Annotated in this window: 14 protein-coding genes, 3 tRNA genes and 3 rRNA genes; 15 read left to right on the top strand and 5 right to left on the bottom strand. The window is 52.3% G+C overall.

Annotated elements, in window-relative coordinates; genetic code table 11:
• The first annotated feature begins 1 nt into the window (after position 1).
• The gene (rbsR, locus tag EAS44_RS24790) at positions 2-994 is read left to right on the top strand and encodes a ribose operon transcriptional repressor RbsR (RefSeq protein WP_000224467.1); all 993 of its coding nucleotides are present in this window, start codon (positions 2-4) and stop codon (positions 992-994) included.
• Here the strand turns inward: rbsR and mdtD are convergent.
• Positions 960-2,387 carry a multidrug transporter subunit MdtD gene (gene mdtD, locus EAS44_RS24785; protein WP_001280824.1) on the bottom strand — a complete coding sequence of 476 codons (1,428 nt, stop codon included), beginning with the start codon at positions 2,385-2,387 and terminating at the stop codon, positions 960-962. The two genes, rbsR and mdtD, sit on opposite strands and share 35 nt — an antisense overlap.
• Positions 2,388-2,409: 22 nt before the next feature.
• Positions 2,410-3,102: a FadR/GntR family transcriptional regulator gene (gene yieP / locus EAS44_RS24780; RefSeq protein ID WP_001131161.1), complete on the bottom strand. Its 693-nt coding sequence runs from the start codon at positions 3,100-3,102 to the stop codon at positions 2,410-2,412.
• A gap of 480 nt (positions 3,103-3,582) precedes the next feature.
• Here yieP and EAS44_RS24775 point away from each other — a divergent pair.
• The 6 genes from EAS44_RS24775 (at position 3,583) to EAS44_RS24750 (ending at position 8,807) form a co-directional block, all read left to right on the top strand.
• Positions 3,583-5,124: ribosomal RNA gene (locus EAS44_RS24775) — 16S ribosomal RNA — on the top strand.
• Positions 5,125-5,209: 85 nt separating this feature from the next.
• A tRNA-Glu gene (locus EAS44_RS24770) sits at positions 5,210-5,285 on the top strand.
• A 193-nt stretch (positions 5,286-5,478) separates the two neighbouring features.
• Positions 5,479-8,382, top strand: a 23S ribosomal RNA gene (locus tag EAS44_RS24765).
• 95 nt (positions 8,383-8,477) lie between these two features.
• Positions 8,478-8,593 (top strand): 5S ribosomal RNA (gene rrf / locus EAS44_RS24760).
• Together the 16S, 23S and 5S rRNA genes with 3 tRNA genes alongside form the textbook arrangement of a ribosomal RNA operon.
• A gap of 53 nt (positions 8,594-8,646) precedes the next feature.
• Positions 8,647-8,723: transfer RNA gene (locus EAS44_RS24755), tRNA-Asp, on the top strand.
• A gap of 8 nt (positions 8,724-8,731) precedes the next feature.
• Positions 8,732-8,807: transfer RNA gene (locus EAS44_RS24750), tRNA-Trp, on the top strand.
• 95 nt (positions 8,808-8,902) lie between these two features.
• Here EAS44_RS24750 and hdfR read toward each other — a convergent pair.
• Entirely contained in the window at positions 8,903-9,742 is an 840-nt protein-coding gene (hdfR, locus tag EAS44_RS24745) for an HTH-type transcriptional regulator HdfR (RefSeq protein WP_000379257.1), read from the bottom strand.
• Positions 9,743-9,860: 118 nt separating this feature from the next.
• Between hdfR and maoP the strand changes: the two genes are divergently transcribed.
• Positions 9,861-10,199, top strand: coding sequence for a macrodomain Ori organization protein MaoP (gene maoP, locus EAS44_RS24740; protein WP_000841001.1), 339 nt, complete (start codon positions 9,861-9,863; stop codon positions 10,197-10,199).
• Between the two features lie 24 nt (positions 10,200-10,223).
• On the opposite strand, the gene yifB is transcribed toward maoP, so the two are convergent.
• Entirely contained in the window at positions 10,224-11,744 is a 1,521-nt protein-coding gene (gene yifB / locus EAS44_RS24735) for a YifB family Mg chelatase-like AAA ATPase (RefSeq protein WP_000058957.1), read from the bottom strand.
• Positions 11,745-12,096: 352 nt separating this feature from the next.
• Here yifB and ilvL point away from each other — a divergent pair, with 352 nt between their 5' ends.
• The 7 genes from ilvL (at position 12,097) to ilvA (ending at position 18,652) form a co-directional block, all read left to right on the top strand.
• Positions 12,097-12,195: an ilv operon leader peptide gene (gene ilvL / locus EAS44_RS24730; RefSeq protein ID WP_001311244.1), complete on the top strand. Its 99-nt coding sequence runs from the start codon at positions 12,097-12,099 to the stop codon at positions 12,193-12,195.
• Between the two features lie 86 nt (positions 12,196-12,281).
• Positions 12,282-12,332, top strand: coding sequence for a peptide IlvX (gene ilvX, locus EAS44_RS24725; RefSeq protein ID WP_001387183.1), 51 nt, complete (start codon positions 12,282-12,284; stop codon positions 12,330-12,332).
• Between the two features lie 2 nt (positions 12,333-12,334).
• A complete protein-coding gene (gene ilvG, locus EAS44_RS24720; RefSeq protein WP_001012594.1) occupies positions 12,335-13,981 on the top strand; it encodes an acetolactate synthase 2 catalytic subunit in 1,647 nt (548 codons plus the stop codon).
• Positions 13,978-14,241, top strand: a complete 264-nt coding sequence (ilvM, locus tag EAS44_RS24715) for an acetolactate synthase 2 small subunit (protein WP_000983255.1) — start codon at positions 13,978-13,980, stop codon at positions 14,239-14,241. Before ilvG ends, ilvM begins: the two co-directional genes overlap by 4 nt.
• 19 nt (positions 14,242-14,260) lie before the next feature.
• On the top strand, positions 14,261-15,190 hold the full coding sequence (gene ilvE, locus EAS44_RS24710) for a branched-chain-amino-acid transaminase (RefSeq protein WP_000208516.1): 930 nt from the start codon (positions 14,261-14,263) through the stop codon (positions 15,188-15,190).
• 64 nt (positions 15,191-15,254) lie between these two features.
• The gene (gene ilvD, locus EAS44_RS24705) at positions 15,255-17,105 is read left to right on the top strand and encodes a dihydroxy-acid dehydratase (protein WP_001127371.1); all 1,851 of its coding nucleotides are present in this window, start codon (positions 15,255-15,257) and stop codon (positions 17,103-17,105) included.
• 2 nt (positions 17,106-17,107) lie between these two features.
• A complete protein-coding gene (gene ilvA / locus EAS44_RS24700; protein ID WP_000785599.1) occupies positions 17,108-18,652 on the top strand; it encodes a threonine ammonia-lyase, biosynthetic in 1,545 nt (514 codons plus the stop codon).
• Here ilvA and ilvY read toward each other — a convergent pair.
• Complete coding sequence (gene ilvY, locus EAS44_RS24695; RefSeq protein WP_000365763.1) at positions 18,649-19,539, bottom strand: HTH-type transcriptional activator IlvY; 891 nt, start codon at positions 19,537-19,539, stop codon at positions 18,649-18,651. The genes ilvA and ilvY overlap by 4 nt on opposite strands.
• Between the last annotated feature and the right edge of the window lie 6 nt (positions 19,540-19,545).

Raw genomic sequence — 19,545 nt, 5'->3', positions numbered from 1 at the left:
CTTGGCTACAATGAAAGATGTTGCCCGCCTGGCGGGCGTTTCTACCTCAACAGTTTCTCACGTTATCAATAAAGATCGCTTCGTCAGTGAAGCGATTACAGCCAAAGTTGAAGCGGCGATTAAAGAACTCAATTACGCGCCATCAGCTCTGGCGCGTAGCCTCAAACTCAATCAAACACATACCATTGGCATGTTGATCACTGCCAGTACCAATCCTTTCTATTCAGAACTGGTGCGTGGCGTTGAACGCAGCTGCTTCGAACGCGGTTATAGTCTTGTCCTTTGCAATACCGAAGGCGATGAACAGCGGATGAATCGTAATCTGGAAACGCTGATGCAAAAACGCGTTGATGGCTTGCTGTTACTGTGCACCGAAACGCATCAGCCTTCGCGTGAAATCATGCAACGTTATCCGACAGTGCCTACCGTGATGATGGACTGGGCTCCGTTCGATGGCGACAGCGATCTTATTCAGGATAACTCGTTGCTGGGCGGAGACTTAGCAACGCAATATCTGATCGATAAAGGTCATACCCGTATTGCCTGTATTACCGGTCCGCTGGATAAAACTCCGGCGCGCCTGCGGTTGGAAGGTTATCGGGCGGCGATGAAACGTGCGGGTCTCAACATTCCTGATGGCTATGAAGTCACTGGTGATTTTGAATTTAACGGCGGGTTTGACGCCATGCGCCAACTGTTATCACATCCGCTGCGTCCTCAGGCTGTCTTTACCGGAAATGACGCTATGGCTGTTGGCGTTTACCAGGCGTTATATCAGGCAGAGTTACAGGTTCCGCAGGATATCGCGGTGATTGGCTATGACGATATCGAACTGGCAAGCTTTATGACGCCACCATTAACAACTATCCACCAACCGAAAGATGAACTGGGGGAGCTGGCGATTGATGTACTCATCCATCGGATAACCCAGCCGGCCCTACAGCAACAACGATTACAACTTACTCCGATTCTGATGGAACGTGGTTCGGCTTAGATTTACGCTGTCTTTTGATCAAATTATTACCATCGGTTGTTTTCAGTAGCATGAACATTGCTGCTGAAGCAACAGTAATAATGCCCATCGTGATAAACGTATAGTGGAATTGTTCGACTGTCGTTGTGCCTTCCATCCCTTCGTAAACGCGAAGGACGGCCGCACTTACAGCAACGCCTAAACTGATAGACAGTTGCTGCGTGACCGCCAGAACACTGTTACCGCTGCTGGCGTTGTCATCGGTCAGATCGGCAAGTGTGATGGTATTCATCGCGGTAAATTGTGTCGACATAGCCATCCCTAATATAAACAACGGCAAGATCAGCATCCATATCGCCATTGCTGGTGATTGCAAAGAGAACTGAGCGATCATTAGCCCTATAATCACCGTGATCCCCACTAACGTATGGCGATAGCCCAGACGACGTAAGACTTGGGTAACCATCGATTTTGCAATAATGGAACCTAACGCTGTCGGTGCCATCATACAGCCAGCAATAAACGCCTGATACCCAAATCCTACCTGTAACATCAATGGCATAAGGAACGGTACACAGCCGGTTCCCAGACGGGTTGCAATATTGCCTACGATACCGATCGAGAAAGTGCGGGTTTTAAATAAATCTAATGAAATTAATGGGTTTGGCGTGCGTCGCGCATGGAGAATATAGAGAAGCAGTAACCCGATGCTGGTGACAATTACCGTCAAGGCAATCCAGCTGGCGACAATCTTTTCCCCGAATAGCTCTATTCCGCTTGAGAAGAGAACAAGGCTGAGGCCAAACAGCAAAAAGCCAGTGGTATCGAATCTGCGTCGTGCGGTGATGAAATTGGGCATATGTTTGTGCGCGTAAAGAAGGCCCGCAATACCTATGGGGATATTGATTAAAAATATCCAGTGCCAGGTTGCCCAGGTGACCAGCACGCCGCCAAGAACGGGGCCTAAAATTGGCCCCACCAGACCCGGCATGGCGACAAAATTCAATACAGGAAGAAGTTCATTACGAGGATAAGCGCGCAGTAAGGCCAGCCGAGCAACAGGCATCATCATTGCGCCGCCTATCCCCTGAATAACCCGGAAGACAACCAGCTGTGGTAGCGAGTTGGAAAGTGCGCAGGCCAGAGAACCCAACGTGAACAGACTCACGGCAAGGGTAAAAATGCGACGTGTACCGAAGCGATCGGCTAGCCATCCGCTTACCGGAATAAGCATCGCCACCGTCAGCGTATAACTGATGATGGCTGATTGCATCGCGAGAGGAGAACGATTAAGGCTATGAGCGATTGCGGGTAAGGCGGTATTCAGAATAGTGGCATCAAGTGCCTGCATGAAGAAGGCCATCGCCGCGATCCACGGCAAACCCGCCATACTGCGCTTCTTTTTATCGCTCATTCAATGTCCTGTTATCGGGTTATCACTTATCTGGTGAGCGTAGCAGCGCCTGACAAGCTTTAAATGCCGCGTCGCCATCGCTTTGGATAATCGCATCGACAATCGCCTGGTGCAGATCCAGCTTTATCACTGTGTCGCTGGTAATTGACGTGAAGTAAGTGTGATAAACCGAATGGAATAGCGAGGCGAATGAGGTCAAAAACGGATTGGCGCTCATTTCATAGATATGCTCATGCCAGGCCATATCGACTTCGATCCAGCGTTCACGGCGAAAGTTCTCTTTTAATGCCGCCATTTCGGCCATTAACGTATTGAGATGCGCCTTCTGTTCCGCGGTGCCAACCTTTGCTGCCAGTAGGCAAGCTTGCGGCTCCAGACAGATACGCATAACCAGAAAGTGATCGATGACCTGATGAAAGTTCTCTTCTGTCATCCACCAGGTAAGCAATTCCTGATCAAGAAAATTCCAGTTCGATTGTGGCATGACTCGGGTACCAATTCGCGGTCGCGGTAAAACCATCCCTTTTGCCGTTAACGTTTTGACCGCTTCGCGTACCGCTGTACGACTCACTCCAAATTGCTCGCCCAGCTCAATCTCACCAGGCAAAATGGTGCCGGGTTCATATTCACCTTTTAAGATCCGCTGCGCCAGCTTCTCAGCCAGAACATACGAAAGGTTTTTCTGTGCAGCTAACTGTTGTGCGCTTAAAGGCATTACTAATCTTCCTTTTTCTTTTTATTCCTTCTTAGTATGCCACCAGGAAGTGTGATTACGGTTGCAAAAACGGCAAATTGCTTGTTTTATGGCACATTAACGGGGCTTTTGCTGAAAAAATGCGCGATCAGAAAATTATTTTAAATTTCCTCTTGTCAGGCCGGAATAACTCCCTATAATGCGCCACCACTGACACGGAACAACGGCAAACACGCCGCCGGGTCAGCGGGATTCTCCTGAGAATTCCGGCAGAGAAAGCAAAAATAAATGCTTGACTCTGTAGCGGGAAAGTGTATTATGCACACCCCGCGCCGCTGAGAAAAAGCGAAGCGGCACTGCTCTTTAACAATTTATCAGACAATCTGTGTGGGCACTCGAAGATACGGATTCTTGACGTCGCAAGACGAAAAATGAATACCAAGTCTCAGGAGTGAACACGTAATTCATTACGAAGTTTAATTCTTTGAGCATCAAACTTTTAAATTGAAGAGTTTGATCATGGCTCAGATTGAACGCTGGCGGCAGGCCTAACACATGCAAGTCGAACGGTAACAGGAAGCAGCTTGCTGCTTTGCTGACGAGTGGCGGACGGGTGAGTAATGTCTGGGAAACTGCCTGATGGAGGGGGATAACTACTGGAAACGGTAGCTAATACCGCATAACGTCGCAAGACCAAAGAGGGGGACCTTAGGGCCTCTTGCCATCGGATGTGCCCAGATGGGATTAGCTAGTAGGTGGGGTAACGGCTCACCTAGGCGACGATCCCTAGCTGGTCTGAGAGGATGACCAGCCACACTGGAACTGAGACACGGTCCAGACTCCTACGGGAGGCAGCAGTGGGGAATATTGCACAATGGGCGCAAGCCTGATGCAGCCATGCCGCGTGTATGAAGAAGGCCTTCGGGTTGTAAAGTACTTTCAGCGGGGAGGAAGGGAGTAAAGTTAATACCTTTGCTCATTGACGTTACCCGCAGAAGAAGCACCGGCTAACTCCGTGCCAGCAGCCGCGGTAATACGGAGGGTGCAAGCGTTAATCGGAATTACTGGGCGTAAAGCGCACGCAGGCGGTTTGTTAAGTCAGATGTGAAATCCCCGGGCTCAACCTGGGAACTGCATCTGATACTGGCAAGCTTGAGTCTCGTAGAGGGGGGTAGAATTCCAGGTGTAGCGGTGAAATGCGTAGAGATCTGGAGGAATACCGGTGGCGAAGGCGGCCCCCTGGACGAAGACTGACGCTCAGGTGCGAAAGCGTGGGGAGCAAACAGGATTAGATACCCTGGTAGTCCACGCCGTAAACGATGTCGACTTGGAGGTTGTGCCCTTGAGGCGTGGCTTCCGGAGCTAACGCGTTAAGTCGACCGCCTGGGGAGTACGGCCGCAAGGTTAAAACTCAAATGAATTGACGGGGGCCCGCACAAGCGGTGGAGCATGTGGTTTAATTCGATGCAACGCGAAGAACCTTACCTGGTCTTGACATCCACGGAAGTTTTCAGAGATGAGAATGTGCCTTCGGGAACCGTGAGACAGGTGCTGCATGGCTGTCGTCAGCTCGTGTTGTGAAATGTTGGGTTAAGTCCCGCAACGAGCGCAACCCTTATCCTTTGTTGCCAGCGGTCCGGCCGGGAACTCAAAGGAGACTGCCAGTGATAAACTGGAGGAAGGTGGGGATGACGTCAAGTCATCATGGCCCTTACGACCAGGGCTACACACGTGCTACAATGGCGCATACAAAGAGAAGCGACCTCGCGAGAGCAAGCGGACCTCATAAAGTGCGTCGTAGTCCGGATTGGAGTCTGCAACTCGACTCCATGAAGTCGGAATCGCTAGTAATCGTGGATCAGAATGCCACGGTGAATACGTTCCCGGGCCTTGTACACACCGCCCGTCACACCATGGGAGTGGGTTGCAAAAGAAGTAGGTAGCTTAACCTTCGGGAGGGCGCTTACCACTTTGTGATTCATGACTGGGGTGAAGTCGTAACAAGGTAACCGTAGGGGAACCTGCGGTTGGATCACCTCCTTACCTTAAAGAAGCGTACTTTGCAGTGCTCACACAGATTGTCTGATAGAAAGTGAAAAGCAAGGCGTCTTGCGAAGCAGACTGATACGTCCCCTTCGTCTAGAGGCCCAGGACACCGCCCTTTCACGGCGGTAACAGGGGTTCGAATCCCCTAGGGGACGCCACTTGCTGGTTTGTGAGTGAAAGTCACCTGCCTTAATATCTCAAAACTCATCTTCGGGTGATGTTTGAGATATTTGCTCTTTAAAAATCTGGATCAAGCTGAAAATTGAAACACTGAACAACGAAAGTTGTTCGTGAGTCTCTCAAATTTTCGCAACACGATGATGGATCGCAAGAAACATCTTCGGGTTGTGAGGTTAAGCGACTAAGCGTACACGGTGGATGCCCTGGCAGTCAGAGGCGATGAAGGACGTGCTAATCTGCGATAAGCGTCGGTGAGGTGATATGAACCGTTATAACCGGCGATTTCCGAATGGGGAAACCCAGTGTGTTTCGACACACTATCATTAACTGAATCCATAGGTTAATGAGGCGAACCGGGGGAACTGAAACATCTAAGTACCCCGAGGAAAAGAAATCAACCGAGATTCCCCCAGTAGCGGCGAGCGAACGGGGAGGAGCCCAGAGCCTGAATCAGTGTGTGTGTTAGTGGAAGCGTCTGGAAAGGCGCGCGATACAGGGTGACAGCCCCGTACACAAAAATGCACATATTGTGAGCTCGATGAGTAGGGCGGGACACGTGGTATCCTGTCTGAATATGGGGGGACCATCCTCCAAGGCTAAATACTCCTGACTGACCGATAGTGAACCAGTACCGTGAGGGAAAGGCGAAAAGAACCCCGGCGAGGGGAGTGAAAAAGAACCTGAAACCGTGTACGTACAAGCAGTGGGAGCCTCTTTATGGGGTGACTGCGTACCTTTTGTATAATGGGTCAGCGACTTATATTCTGTAGCAAGGTTAACCGAATAGGGGAGCCGAAGGGAAACCGAGTCTTAACTGGGCGTTAAGTTGCAGGGTATAGACCCGAAACCCGGTGATCTAGCCATGGGCAGGTTGAAGGTTGGGTAACACTAACTGGAGGACCGAACCGACTAATGTTGAAAAATTAGCGGATGACTTGTGGCTGGGGGTGAAAGGCCAATCAAACCGGGAGATAGCTGGTTCTCCCCGAAAGCTATTTAGGTAGCGCCTCGTGAATTCATCTCCGGGGGTAGAGCACTGTTTCGGCAAGGGGGTCATCCCGACTTACCAACCCGATGCAAACTGCGAATACCGGAGAATGTTATCACGGGAGACACACGGCGGGTGCTAACGTCCGTCGTGAAGAGGGAAACAACCCAGACCGCCAGCTAAGGTCCCAAAGTCATGGTTAAGTGGGAAACGATGTGGGAAGGCCCAGACAGCCAGGATGTTGGCTTAGAAGCAGCCATCATTTAAAGAAAGCGTAATAGCTCACTGGTCGAGTCGGCCTGCGCGGAAGATGTAACGGGGCTAAACCATGCACCGAAGCTGCGGCAGCGACACTATGTGTTGTTGGGTAGGGGAGCGTTCTGTAAGCCTGTGAAGGTGGCCTGTGAGGGTTGCTGGAGGTATCAGAAGTGCGAATGCTGACATAAGTAACGATAAAGCGGGTGAAAAGCCCGCTCGCCGGAAGACCAAGGGTTCCTGTCCAACGTTAATCGGGGCAGGGTGAGTCGACCCCTAAGGCGAGGCCGAAAGGCGTAGTCGATGGGAAACAGGTTAATATTCCTGTACTTGGTGTTACTGCGAAGGGGGGACGGAGAAGGCTATGTTGGCCGGGCGACGGTTGTCCCGGTTTAAGCGTGTAGGCTGGTTTTCCAGGCAAATCCGGAAAACCAAGGCTGAGGCGTGATGACGAGGCACTACGGTGCTGAAGCGACAAATGCCCTGCTTCCAGGAAAAGCCTCTAAGCATCAGGTAACATCAAATCGTACCCCAAACCGACACAGGTGGTCAGGTAGAGAATACCAAGGCGCTTGAGAGAACTCGGGTGAAGGAACTAGGCAAAATGGTGCCGTAACTTCGGGAGAAGGCACGCTGATATGTAGGTGAAGCGACTTGCTCGTGGAGCTGAAATCAGTCGAAGATACCAGCTGGCTGCAACTGTTTATTAAAAACACAGCACTGTGCAAACACGAAAGTGGACGTATACGGTGTGACGCCTGCCCGGTGCCGGAAGGTTAATTGATGGGGTTAGCGGTAACGCGAAGCTCTTGATCGAAGCCCCGGTAAACGGCGGCCGTAACTATAACGGTCCTAAGGTAGCGAAATTCCTTGTCGGGTAAGTTCCGACCTGCACGAATGGCGTAATGATGGCCAGGCTGTCTCCACCCGAGACTCAGTGAAATTGAACTCGCTGTGAAGATGCAGTGTACCCGCGGCAAGACGGAAAGACCCCGTGAACCTTTACTATAGCTTGACACTGAACATTGAGCCTTGATGTGTAGGATAGGTGGGAGGCTTTGAAGTGTGGACGCCAGTCTGCATGGAGCCGACCTTGAAATACCACCCTTTAATGTTTGATGTTCTAACGTTGGCCCGTAATCCGGGTTGCGGACAGTGTCTGGTGGGTAGTTTGACTGGGGCGGTCTCCTCCTAAAGAGTAACGGAGGAGCACGAAGGTTGGCTAATCCTGGTCGGACATCAGGAGGTTAGTGCAATGGCATAAGCCAGCTTGACTGCGAGCGTGACGGCGCGAGCAGGTGCGAAAGCAGGTCATAGTGATCCGGTGGTTCTGAATGGAAGGGCCATCGCTCAACGGATAAAAGGTACTCCGGGGATAACAGGCTGATACCGCCCAAGAGTTCATATCGACGGCGGTGTTTGGCACCTCGATGTCGGCTCATCACATCCTGGGGCTGAAGTAGGTCCCAAGGGTATGGCTGTTCGCCATTTAAAGTGGTACGCGAGCTGGGTTTAGAACGTCGTGAGACAGTTCGGTCCCTATCTGCCGTGGGCGCTGGAGAACTGAGGGGGGCTGCTCCTAGTACGAGAGGACCGGAGTGGACGCATCACTGGTGTTCGGGTTGTCATGCCAATGGCACTGCCCGGTAGCTAAATGCGGAAGAGATAAGTGCTGAAAGCATCTAAGCACGAAACTTGCCCCGAGATGAGTTCTCCCTGAGACTTAGAGTCTCCTGAAGGAACGTTGAAGACGACGACGTTGATAGGCCGGGTGTGTAAGCGCAGCGATGCGTTGAGCTAACCGGTACTAATGAACCGTGAGGCTTAACCTTACAACGCCGAAGATGTTTTGGCGGATGAGAGAAGATTTTCAGCCTGATACAGATTAGATTAACCGGCGACAAGCGGGTTAATGAAACAGAATTTGCCTGGCGGCCTTAGCGCGGTGGTCCCACCTGACCCCATGCCGAACTCAGAAGTGAAACGCCGTAGCGCCGATGGTAGTGTGGGGTCTCCCCATGCGAGAGTAGGGAACTGCCAGGCATCAAATTTAGCAGTAAGCCGGTTATAAACCGGTGGTTGTAAAAGAATTCGGTGGAGCGGTAGTTCAGTCGGTTAGAATACCTGCCTGTCACGCAGGGGGTCGCGGGTTCGAGTCCCGTCCGTTCCGCCACCCTAATTAGGGGCGTAGTTCAATTGGTAGAGCACCGGTCTCCAAAACCGGGTGTTGGGAGTTCGAGTCTCTCCGCCCCTGCCAGAAATCATCCTTAGCGAAAGCTAAGGATTTTTTTTATCTGAAATAACCCTCTCCGAAGTAACTCCTTCTACCGGCATCCTTGCCAGCCATTCAGATTAATACACTTCATCCAGCACGTTAATTTTCAATAGATCGCGAATCAACGCATTTTTATCGCTATTTTGTAGCCATATGGCATAAAGCGGCCGTGAAAGTGTTGTGCTATCGACAACGGTATGCAGGCCGCCTTTTTTACGTGCCCAACTGACGGGTAGCCAGGTGCAACCATTAAGCATCGCAATCTGTTGCTGTGCCAGTTCAGCAGAACTGGTTGTCAGAATGGGAACTTCGTCAGCACCGATCAAACCTGCCTCATGCTGTTGAAAATCTGGCCCCCACTCTAGTCGCAGATAGTTAAGATCTCCCTTTAGTTTAGAAGGGGCACTGGTATAAAGCGCTAAAGTGAAATACCCCAGCAACTGACTACAAAATTCGTCCATTTTGGGGGCTTCAGTTGTAATAAGAAGATCAAGCTGGCGTTCATGCAACTGTTTTACCAGAGACTGCCGTTGGGCAATTCGCGCTTCGAACTGTAAGCCTGTATGGACATCCTGATTTTGATACAAGCGTCCCAGCCACTGATTAAGCATACACTCCCACAGCGAGGCGCTGGCACCGATAGAAAACTCATTATGTCGTGAGGTATGCGCCACCTCCTTGCGGGCGGCCTGCCAGGTGCTCATGAGCGTTTCTGCATAAGGCAGAAGCTTTTCTCCGGCAGCGGTTAAACGGATATTGTTTCTGTGGCGGGTGAAAAGATTCACACCCAGTTGATTTTCCAGTTGTCTGATTCGAAAGCTCACGGCTGATTGGGTCAGATAGAGCGATTCAGCCGCTCGACCAAAGTGACGCGTTCGGCTAACTTCCAGGAAAGTTTTTAACAATTCCGTATCCACAGTGCTCTCCGCAAAATTATTTGTCGTTATGATTTAAATGTTTTGTTTTACACTCTGTCAAGCGTAACTAATACTCCGCGCCATAACTAGCTCGGTCAAAGAATTAGGAGCGTGCAGGATGGCGGAAAGCTTTACGACGACTAATCGATATTTCGACAATAAACATTATCCACGTGGATTCTCTCGTCATGGTGACTTCACCATCAAAGAGGCACAACTGCTTGAGCGTCATGGTTATGCCTTCAATGAGTTGGATCTTGGCAAACGCGAGCCGGTTACCGAGGAAGAGAAACTCTTCGTAGCAGTATGCCGTGGCGAACGTGAACCAGTGACAGAAGCAGAACGCGTGTGGTCCAAGTATATGACGCGTATCAAGCGTCCAAAACGTTTTCACACCCTTTCCGGCGGTAAACCGCAGGTTGAAGGTGCTGAAGACTACACCGATTCTGACGATTAATAAAAAGGGCGAAATGCCCTTTTTTTATGTCAGTAGTTTTTGCAGATGGATGAGCAAACGGTCAATCGCACGATAGCTAACTGCCTCCTGCAAATGCTGACGTGTGATAATGTCAGACTGATCAATATCAGCAATGGTTCGTGCAACTTTCAATAACCGCTGCCAGGCACGAATCGATAACCCCAGATGGATCAGCGTTTCTTCCAGCCACTGCGCATCTTCGCTTTCAAGCTTGCAGAATTGGCGTATTTCCGGATTATCCAGCCAGGCGTTCAGTTTATTCTGCCGCTTAAATTGGCGCTCTCTGGCGGCCATTACACGTTGTTTAACGGTGGTGCTGTTTTCTCCCGGCACTACCGTTTTACTCAAAATGCCGGGGGGCGGTAATGGGATCTCCAGTGAGAGATCGAAGCGGTCGAGAAAGGGCCCCGAGAGCCGGTTGAGATAACGTAATGTCTGTTCTGGTGTGCAGCGGTTATGGTTTCCCTGATAATGTCCGGTAGGGCTGGGATTCATTGCCGCGACAAGCTGGAAACGGGCTGGATAGGTTATTTTTGCTCGTGTGCGTGAAAGATGGATCTGCCCGGATTCAATCGGCTCTCGCAAGGCATCCAGTGTACGCCGTTCAAATTCAGGTAGCTCATCAAGAAAAAGCACGCCGTTATGCGCCAGCGAAATTTCACCTGGCCCTGGAATTGCACCACCGCCCACCATCGCAGTTAACGACGCACTGTGATGAGGTGAGCGGAACGGGCGCTGCCGCCATTGTTTTTGTACTGATTCAGCATTTACCAGACTTAATATCGCAGCGCTCTCCAGTGCCTCTTCATTGCTTAAATCTGGCAAAAGGCCATTAATACGGCTGGCGAGCATTGTTTTACCTGTTCCCGGCGGTCCAATCAGTAAAAGGTTGTGCCCGCCAGCGGCGGTAATTTCCAGTCCTCGCTTTCCTTGCTCCTGACCGACAACATCACTGAGATCATGTTGTAGCGCCCGGGATACTGCATTAGTTGGTTTCGGGTGTTCGAGAGCGTGCTTACCTTCCAGAAACGCGCAGACAGCCTGCAGATGATCGGCTATCAGGCATCCTTCACCGTTAATTAGCCCCACTTCATCTTCGTTATCTTTCGCGACGATAATTTTTCTGCCCGACTTAATAGCTTCAGTTGCACTGGAGATTGCGCCGGGAACGCCACGCAGAGCGCCTGTAAGCGCCAGTTCTCCGACTAATTCATATTCATCTAACTTATTGGCTGTAAGCTGTTCTGAGGCCGCCAGTAACGCAATAGCGATAGGCAAATCATATCGTCCCCCTTCTTTTGGCAGATCGGCTGGAGCAAGGTTGATGGTGATTTTTTTCGCCGGATATTCATATCCGCTATTGATAATGGCGCTGCGCACGCGATCGCGAGCTTCTTTTACCGTTGTTTCTGGTAAGCCCACCATCGTTAAGCCTGGTAGACCTTTACTGATATGTACCTCAACAGTGATTGGGGGCGCATTTACTCCCAGGGCTGCGCGGGTATGAACAATTGACAGTGACATAAGCCCTCCTTGAGTCACCATTATGTGCATAAGATATCGCTGCTGTAGCCCGCTAATTCGTGAATTTTAGTGGCTGATTCCTGTTTATTTGTGCAAGTGAAGTTGAGTTGTTCTGGCGGTGGAATGATGCTCGCAAAAATGCAGCGTGCAAAGGATGAACTACGAGGAAGGGAACAACATTCATACTGAAATTGAATTTTTTTCACTCACTATTTTCTTTTTAAAAAACAACAATTTCTCTTGAAATTATTAAAGACATCATAAAAATCGGCCAAAAAATATCTTGTGCTATTCGCAAAATCTATGGTAACTCTTTAGGCATTCCTTCGAACAAGATGCAAGAAAAGACAAAATGACAGCCCTTCTACGAGTGATTAGCCTGGTCGTGATTAGCGTGGTGGTGATTATTATCCCACCGTGCGGGGCTGCACTTGGACGAGGAAAGGCTTAGAGATCAAGCCTTAACGAACTAAGACCCCCGCACCGAAAGGTCCGGGGGTTTTTTTTGACCTTAAAAACATAACTGAGGAGCAGACAATGAATAACAGCACAAAATTCTGTTTCTCAAGATTCAGGACGGGGAACTAACTATGAATGGCGCACAGTGGGTGGTACATGCGTTGCGGGCACAGGGTGTGAACACCGTTTTCGGTTATCCGGGTGGCGCAATTATGCCGGTTTACGATGCATTGTATGACGGTGGCGTGGAACACTTGCTGTGCCGACACGAGCAAGGTGCAGCAATGGCGGCTATCGGTTATGCCCGTGCTACCGGCAAAACTGGCGTTTGCATCGCCACGTCTGGTCCAGGTGCAACCAACCTGATAACCGGGCTTGCGGACGCGCTGTTAGATTCCATCCCCGTTGTTGCTATCACCGGTCAGGTATCCGCACCGTTTATCGGCACTGACGCATTTCAGGAGGTGGATATTCTGGGGTTGTCGTTAGCCTGCACCAAGCACAGTTTCCTGGTGCAATCACTGGAAGAGTTACCGCGTATCATGGCCGAAGCGTTTGACGTCGCCAGCTCTGGTCGTCCTGGTCCGGTTTTGGTCGATATTCCAAAAGATATCCAGTTAGCCAGCGGCGATCTGGAACCGTGGTTCACCACTGTTGAAAACGAAGTGACTTTCTCACATGCCGAAGTCGAGCAAGCGCGTCAGATGCTGGCAAAAGCGCAAAAACCGATGCTGTACGTTGGCGGTGGCGTGGGCATGGCGCAGGCAGTTTCGGCTTTGCGTGAATTTCTCGCTGCCACAAAAATGCCTGCCACCTGTACGTTGAAAGGGCTGGGCGCAGTAGAAGCAGATTATCCGTACTATCTGGGCATGCTGGGGATGCACGGCACCAAAGCGGCGAACTTCGCAGTGCAGGAGTGCGATCTACTGATCGCCGTGGGCGCACGTTTTGATGACCGGGTGACCGGCAAACTGAACACCTTCGCACCACACGCCAGCGTTATCCATATGGATATCGATCCGGCAGAAATGAACAAGCTGCGTCAGGCACATGTGGCATTACAGGGTGATTTAAATGCTCTGTTACCAGCATTACAGCAGCCGTTAAATATCGATGACTGGCAGCAACACTGCGCGCAACTGCGTGATGAACATGCCTGGCGTTACGACCATCCTGGTGACGCTATCTACGCGCCGTTGTTGTTAAAACAACTGTCGGATCGTAAATCTGCGGATTGCATCGTGACCACAGATGTGGGGCAGCACCAGATGTGGGCTGCCCAGCACATCGTCCACACTCGCCCGGAAAACTTCATCACCTCCAGCGGCTTAGGCACCATGGGTTTCGGTTTACCGGCGGCGGTTGGCGCACAAGTCGCGCGACCGAACGATACTGTCGTCTGTATCTCCGGTGACGGCTCTTTCATGATGAATGTGCAAGAACTGGGCACCGTAAAACGCAAGCAGTTACCGTTGAAAATCGTCTTACTCGATAACCAACGGTTAGGGATGGTTCGACAATGGCAGCAACTGTTTTTCCAGGAACGATACAGCGAAACTACCCTTACCGATAACCCCGATTTCCTCATGTTAGCCAGCGCCTTCGGCATCCCTGGCCAACACATCACCCATAAAGACCAGGTTGAAGCGGCACTCGACACCATGCTGAACAGTGATGGGCCATACCTGCTTCATGTCTCAATCGACGAACTTGAGAACGTCTGGCCGCTGGTGCCGCCTGGTGCCAGTAATTCTGAAATGTTGGAGAAATTATCATGATGCAACATCAGGTCAATGTATCGGCTCGCTTCAATCCGGAAACCTTAGAACGTGTTTTACGCGTGGTGCGTCATCGTGGTTTCCACGTCTGCTCAATGAATATGGCCGCCGCCAGCGATGCACAAAATATAAATATCGAATTGACCGTTGCCAGCCCACGGTCGGTCGACTTACTGTTTAGTCAGTTAAATAAACTGGTGGACGTCGCACACGTTGCTATCTGCCAGAGCACAACCACATCACAACAAATCCGCGCCTGAGCGCAAAAGGAATATAAAAATGACCACGAAGAAAGCTGATTACATTTGGTTCAATGGGGAGATGGTTCGCTGGGAAGACGCGAAGGTGCATGTGATGTCGCACGCGCTGCACTATGGCACCTCGGTTTTTGAAGGCATCCGTTGCTACGACTCGCACAAAGGACCGGTTGTATTCCGCCATCGTGAGCATATGCAGCGTCTGCATGACTCCGCCAAAATCTATCGTTTCCCGGTTTCGCAGAGCATTGATGAGCTGATGGAAGCTTGTCGCGACGTGATCCGCAAAAACAATCTCACCAGCGCCTATATCCGTCCGCTGATTTTCGTCGGTGATGTTGGCATGGGCGTAAACCCGCCAGCGGGATACTCAACCGATGTGATTATCGCCGCTTTCCCGTGGGGGGCGTATCTGGGCGCAGAAGCGCTGGAGCAGGGGATCGATGCGATGGTTTCCTCCTGGAACCGTGCTGCACCAAACACCATCCCAACCGCAGCGAAAGCTGGAGGTAACTACCTCTCTTCCCTGTTGGTGGGTAGCGAAGCGCGCCGCCACGGTTATCAGGAAGGTATCGCATTGGATGTGAATGGTTATATCTCTGAAGGCGCAGGAGAAAACCTGTTTGAAGTGAAAGACGGTGTGCTGTTCACTCCACCGTTCACCTCCTCCGCGCTGCCGGGTATTACCCGTGATGCCATCATCAAACTGGCGAAAGAGCTGGGAATTGAAGTGCATGAACAGGTGCTGTCGCGCGAATCCCTGTACCTGGCGGATGAAGTCTTTATGTCCGGTACGGCGGCAGAAATCACGCCAGTGCGCAGTGTAGATGGTATTCAGGTTGGTGAAGGCCGTTGCGGCCCGGTTACCAAACGCATTCAGCAAGCCTTCTTCGGCCTCTTCACTGGCGAGACCGAAGATAAATGGGGCTGGTTAGATCAAGTTAATCAATAAATACAAAAAATGGGACGGCACGCACCGTCCCATTTACGAGACAGACACTGGGAGTAAATAAAGTATGCCTAAGTACCGTTCCGCCACCACCACTCATGGTCGTAATATGGCGGGTGCTCGTGCGCTGTGGCGCGCCACCGGAATGACCGACGCCGATTTCGGTAAGCCGATTATCGCGGTTGTGAACTCGTTCACCCAATTTGTACCGGGTCACGTCCATCTACGCGATCTCGGTAAACTGGTTGCCGAACAAATTGAAGCGGCTGGCGGCGTTGCCAAAGAGTTCAACACCATTGCGGTGGATGATGGGATCGCTATGGGCCACGGGGGCATGCTTTATTCACTGCCATCTCGCGAACTGATCGCTGATTCCGTTGAATATATGGTCAACGCCCACTGCGCCGACGCCATGGTCTGCATCTCTAACTGCGACAAAATCACCCCGGGGATGCTGATGGCTTCCCTGCGCCTGAATATTCCGGTGATCTTTGTTTCCGGCGGCCCGATGGAGGCCGGGAAAACCAAACTGTCCGATCAGATCATTAAGCTCGATCTGGTTGATGCGATGATCCAGGGCGCAGACCCGAAAGTTTCTGACTCCCAGAGCGATCAGGTTGAACGATCCGCCTGCCCAACCTGCGGTTCCTGCTCCGGGATGTTTACTGCTAACTCAATGAACTGCCTGACCGAAGCGCTGGGCCTGTCGCAGCCGGGCAACGGCTCGCTGCTGGCAACCCACGCTGATCGCAAGCAACTGTTCCTCAATGCTGGTAAACGCATTGTTGAATTGACCAAACGTTACTACGAACAGGATGATGAAAGCGCACTGCCGCGTAACATCGCCAGTAAGGCGGCGTTTGAAAACGCCATGACGCTGGATATCGCGATGGGCGGCTCTACCAACACCGTTCTCCACCTGCTGGCGGCGGCGCAGGAAGCGGAAATCGACTTCACCATGAGTGATATCGATAAGCTCTCCCGCAAAGTACCGCAGCTGTGTAAAGTTGCGCCGAGCACCCAAAAATACCATATGGAAGATGTTCACCGTGCTGGTGGTGTTATCGGTATTCTCGGCGAGCTGGATCGTGCGGGGTTACTGAACCGTGATGTGAAAAATGTACTTGGCCTGACGTTGCCGCAAACGCTGGAACAATACGACATCATCGTGACCCAGGATGATGCGGTAAAAAATATGTTCCGCGCTGGCCCGGCGGGCATTCGTACTACACAGGCATTCTCGCAGGATTGCCGCTGGGATACGCTGGACGACGATCGCTCCAATGGCTGTATCCGCTCGCTGGAACACGCCTACAGCAAAGACGGCGGCCTGGCGGTGCTCTACGGTAATTTCGCAGAAAACGGCTGCATCGTTAAAACCGCAGGCGTCGATGACAGCATCCTCAAATTCACTGGCCCGGCGAAAGTCTACGAAAGCCAGGACGACGCGGTAGAAGCGATTCTCGGCGGTAAAGTTGTCGCCGGAGATGTGGTAGTAATTCGCTATGAAGGCCCGAAAGGCGGTCCGGGGATGCAGGAAATGCTCTACCCAACCAGTTTCCTGAAATCAATGGGTCTCGGTAAAGCCTGTGCGCTGATCACCGACGGTCGTTTCTCTGGCGGCACCTCTGGTCTTTCCATCGGCCACGTCTCACCGGAAGCGGCAAGTGGCGGCAGCATTGGCCTGATTGAAGATGGTGACCTGATCGCTATCGACATTCCGAACCGTGGCATTCAGTTACAGGTAAGCGATGCCGAACTGGCGGCGCGTCGTGAAGCGCAGGAAGCTCGGGGTGACAAAGCCTGGACGCCGAAAAACCGTGAACGTCAGGTTTCCTTTGCGCTGCGTGCCTACGCCAGCCTGGCAACCAGCGCCGACAAAGGCGCGGTGCGCGATAAATCGAAACTGGGGGGTTAATGATGGCAGACTCACAACCCCTGTCCGGTGCCCCTGAAGGTGCCGAATATTTAAGAGCGGTGCTGCGCGCGCCGGTCTACGAAGCGGCGCAGGTCACGCCGCTACAAAAAATGGAAAAACTCTCGTCGCGTCTCGATAACGTGATTCTGGTGAAACGCGAAGACCGTCAGCCAGTTCATAGCTTTAAGCTGCGCGGCGCATACGCCATGATGGCGGGCCTGACGGAAGAACAGAAAGCGCACGGCGTGATCACCGCTTCTGCGGGTAACCACGCGCAGGGCGTCGCGTTTTCTTCCGCACGGTTAGGCGTGAAGGCACTGATCGTCATGCCAACCGCCACCGCCGATATCAAAGTCGACGCGGTGCGCGGCTTCGGCGGCGAAGTGCTTCTTCACGGCGCGAACTTTGATGAAGCAAAAGCGAAAGCGATCGAACTGTCACAGCAGCAGGGCTTCACCTGGGTGCCGCCGTTCGACCATCCGATGGTGATCGCCGGGCAAGGCACGCTGGCGCTGGAACTGCTCCAGCAGGACGCCCATCTCGACCGCGTATTTGTGCCAGTCGGCGGCGGCGGTCTGGCGGCGGGCGTGGCGGTACTGATCAAACAACTGATGCCGCAAATCAAAGTGATTGCCGTGGAAGCGGAAGACTCCGCCTGCCTGAAAGCGGCGCTGGATGCAGGTCATCCGGTTGATCTGCCACGCGTGGGGCTGTTTGCCGAAGGTGTTGCGGTGAAACGCATCGGCGACGAAACCTTCCGTTTATGCCAGGAGTATCTCGACGACATCATCACCGTCGATAGCGATGCCATATGTGCGGCGATGAAAGACCTGTTCGAAGATGTGCGCGCGGTAGCGGAACCCTCTGGCGCGCTGGCACTGGCGGGAATGAAAAAATATATCGCCCAGCACAACATTCGCGGTGAGCGGCTGGCGCATATTCTTTCTGGTGCTAACGTGAACTTTCACGGCCTGCGCTACGTCTCGGAACGTTGCGAACTGGGCGAACAGCGTGAAGCGTTGCTGGCGGTAACCATCCCGGAAGAGAAGGGCAGCTTCCTGAAGTTCTGCCAGCTGCTTGGCGGGCGCTCGGTCACCGAGTTCAACTACCGTTTTGCCGATGCCAAAAACGCCTGCATTTTTGTTGGTGTGCGCCTGAGCCGTGGTCTCGAAGAGCGCAAAGAAATTTTGCAGATGCTCAACGATGGCGGCTACAGCGTAGTGGATCTCTCCGACGACGAAATGGCGAAGCTGCATGTGCGCTATATGGTCGGCGGGCGTCCGTCGCATCCGTTGCAGGAACGCCTCTACAGCTTCGAATTCCCGGAATCGCCGGGCGCGCTGTTGCGCTTCCTCAACACGCTGGGTACGCACTGGAACATTTCTTTGTTCCACTATCGCAGCCATGGCACCGACTACGGGCGCGTACTGGCGGCGTTCGAACTTGGCGACCATGAACCGGATTTCGAAACCCGGTTGAATGAGTTGGGTTACGATTGCCACGACGAAACCAATAACCCGGCGTTCAGGTTCTTTTTGGCGGGTTAATGGTTCGGCAAAATCTTCCAGAACGCCTCAATCAGCGGCTCATGCAGCCGCTTTTTCTGCGCACAGACGCCCAGTTCAAAAGGTGTTTTCTCATCACTGCGCTCTAAAATCATCACGCGGTTACGCACTGGTTCCGGGCTGTTTTCCAGCACCACTTCCGGCAACAAGGCCACGCCACAGCCGAGCGCTACCATCGACACCATCGCTTCATGCCCGCCGACCGTGGCGTAAATCATCGGGTTGCTGATTTTGTTGCGTCGAAACCACAGTTCAATGCGCCGGCGCACCGGTCCCTGATCGGCCATGATAAACGGCACTGTAGACCAGTCCGGCTTCTCTGCCGAAACTTGGTTACGCACCGGGCAGGGTAGCGCGGGGGCAATCAGCACTACTGCCAGATTCTCCAGCATCGAAAACGCCACTGCGCCGGGCAGAGTCTCCGGTTTCCCGGCAATCGCCAGATCCGCTTCGCCAGTGACTACCTTTTCCATCGCATCTGCCGCATCACCAGTCGTGAGTTTAATCTCCACCGACGGGTGTTCCGCGCGGAAGCGATCGAGAATCGGCGGCAGATGGCTGTAGGCAGCGGTCACCGAGCAGAAGATATGTAATTCGCCAGAGAGCGACGGTCCTTGCTGATCGATGGTGTGGCGCAGCTGTTGATACTGCAACAGCGTTTGCTGGGCGAAAACGCGCAGTTCTTCGCCTGCTTCGGTTAGCGTTACCGTGCGGTTATCGCGCACAAACAGCGGCTGACCGAGATCGTCTTCCAGGCGCTGAATCTGCCGAGAGAGCGTGGACGGGCTAACGTGCATTGCCCGCGCGCTGCGGCCAAAATGGCGGCTTTCCGCCAGATGCAGGAAGGTTTTCAGATCGCGTAAATCCAATGGCGC

It is taken from the genome of Escherichia coli DSM 30083 = JCM 1649 = ATCC 11775, from assembly GCF_003697165.2.
Taxonomy (GTDB): Bacteria; Pseudomonadota; Gammaproteobacteria; order Enterobacterales; family Enterobacteriaceae; genus Escherichia; species Escherichia coli.
The sequence above is the reverse complement of the archived record's forward strand: the minus strand, read 5'-3'. Positions and strand labels throughout refer to the sequence as shown.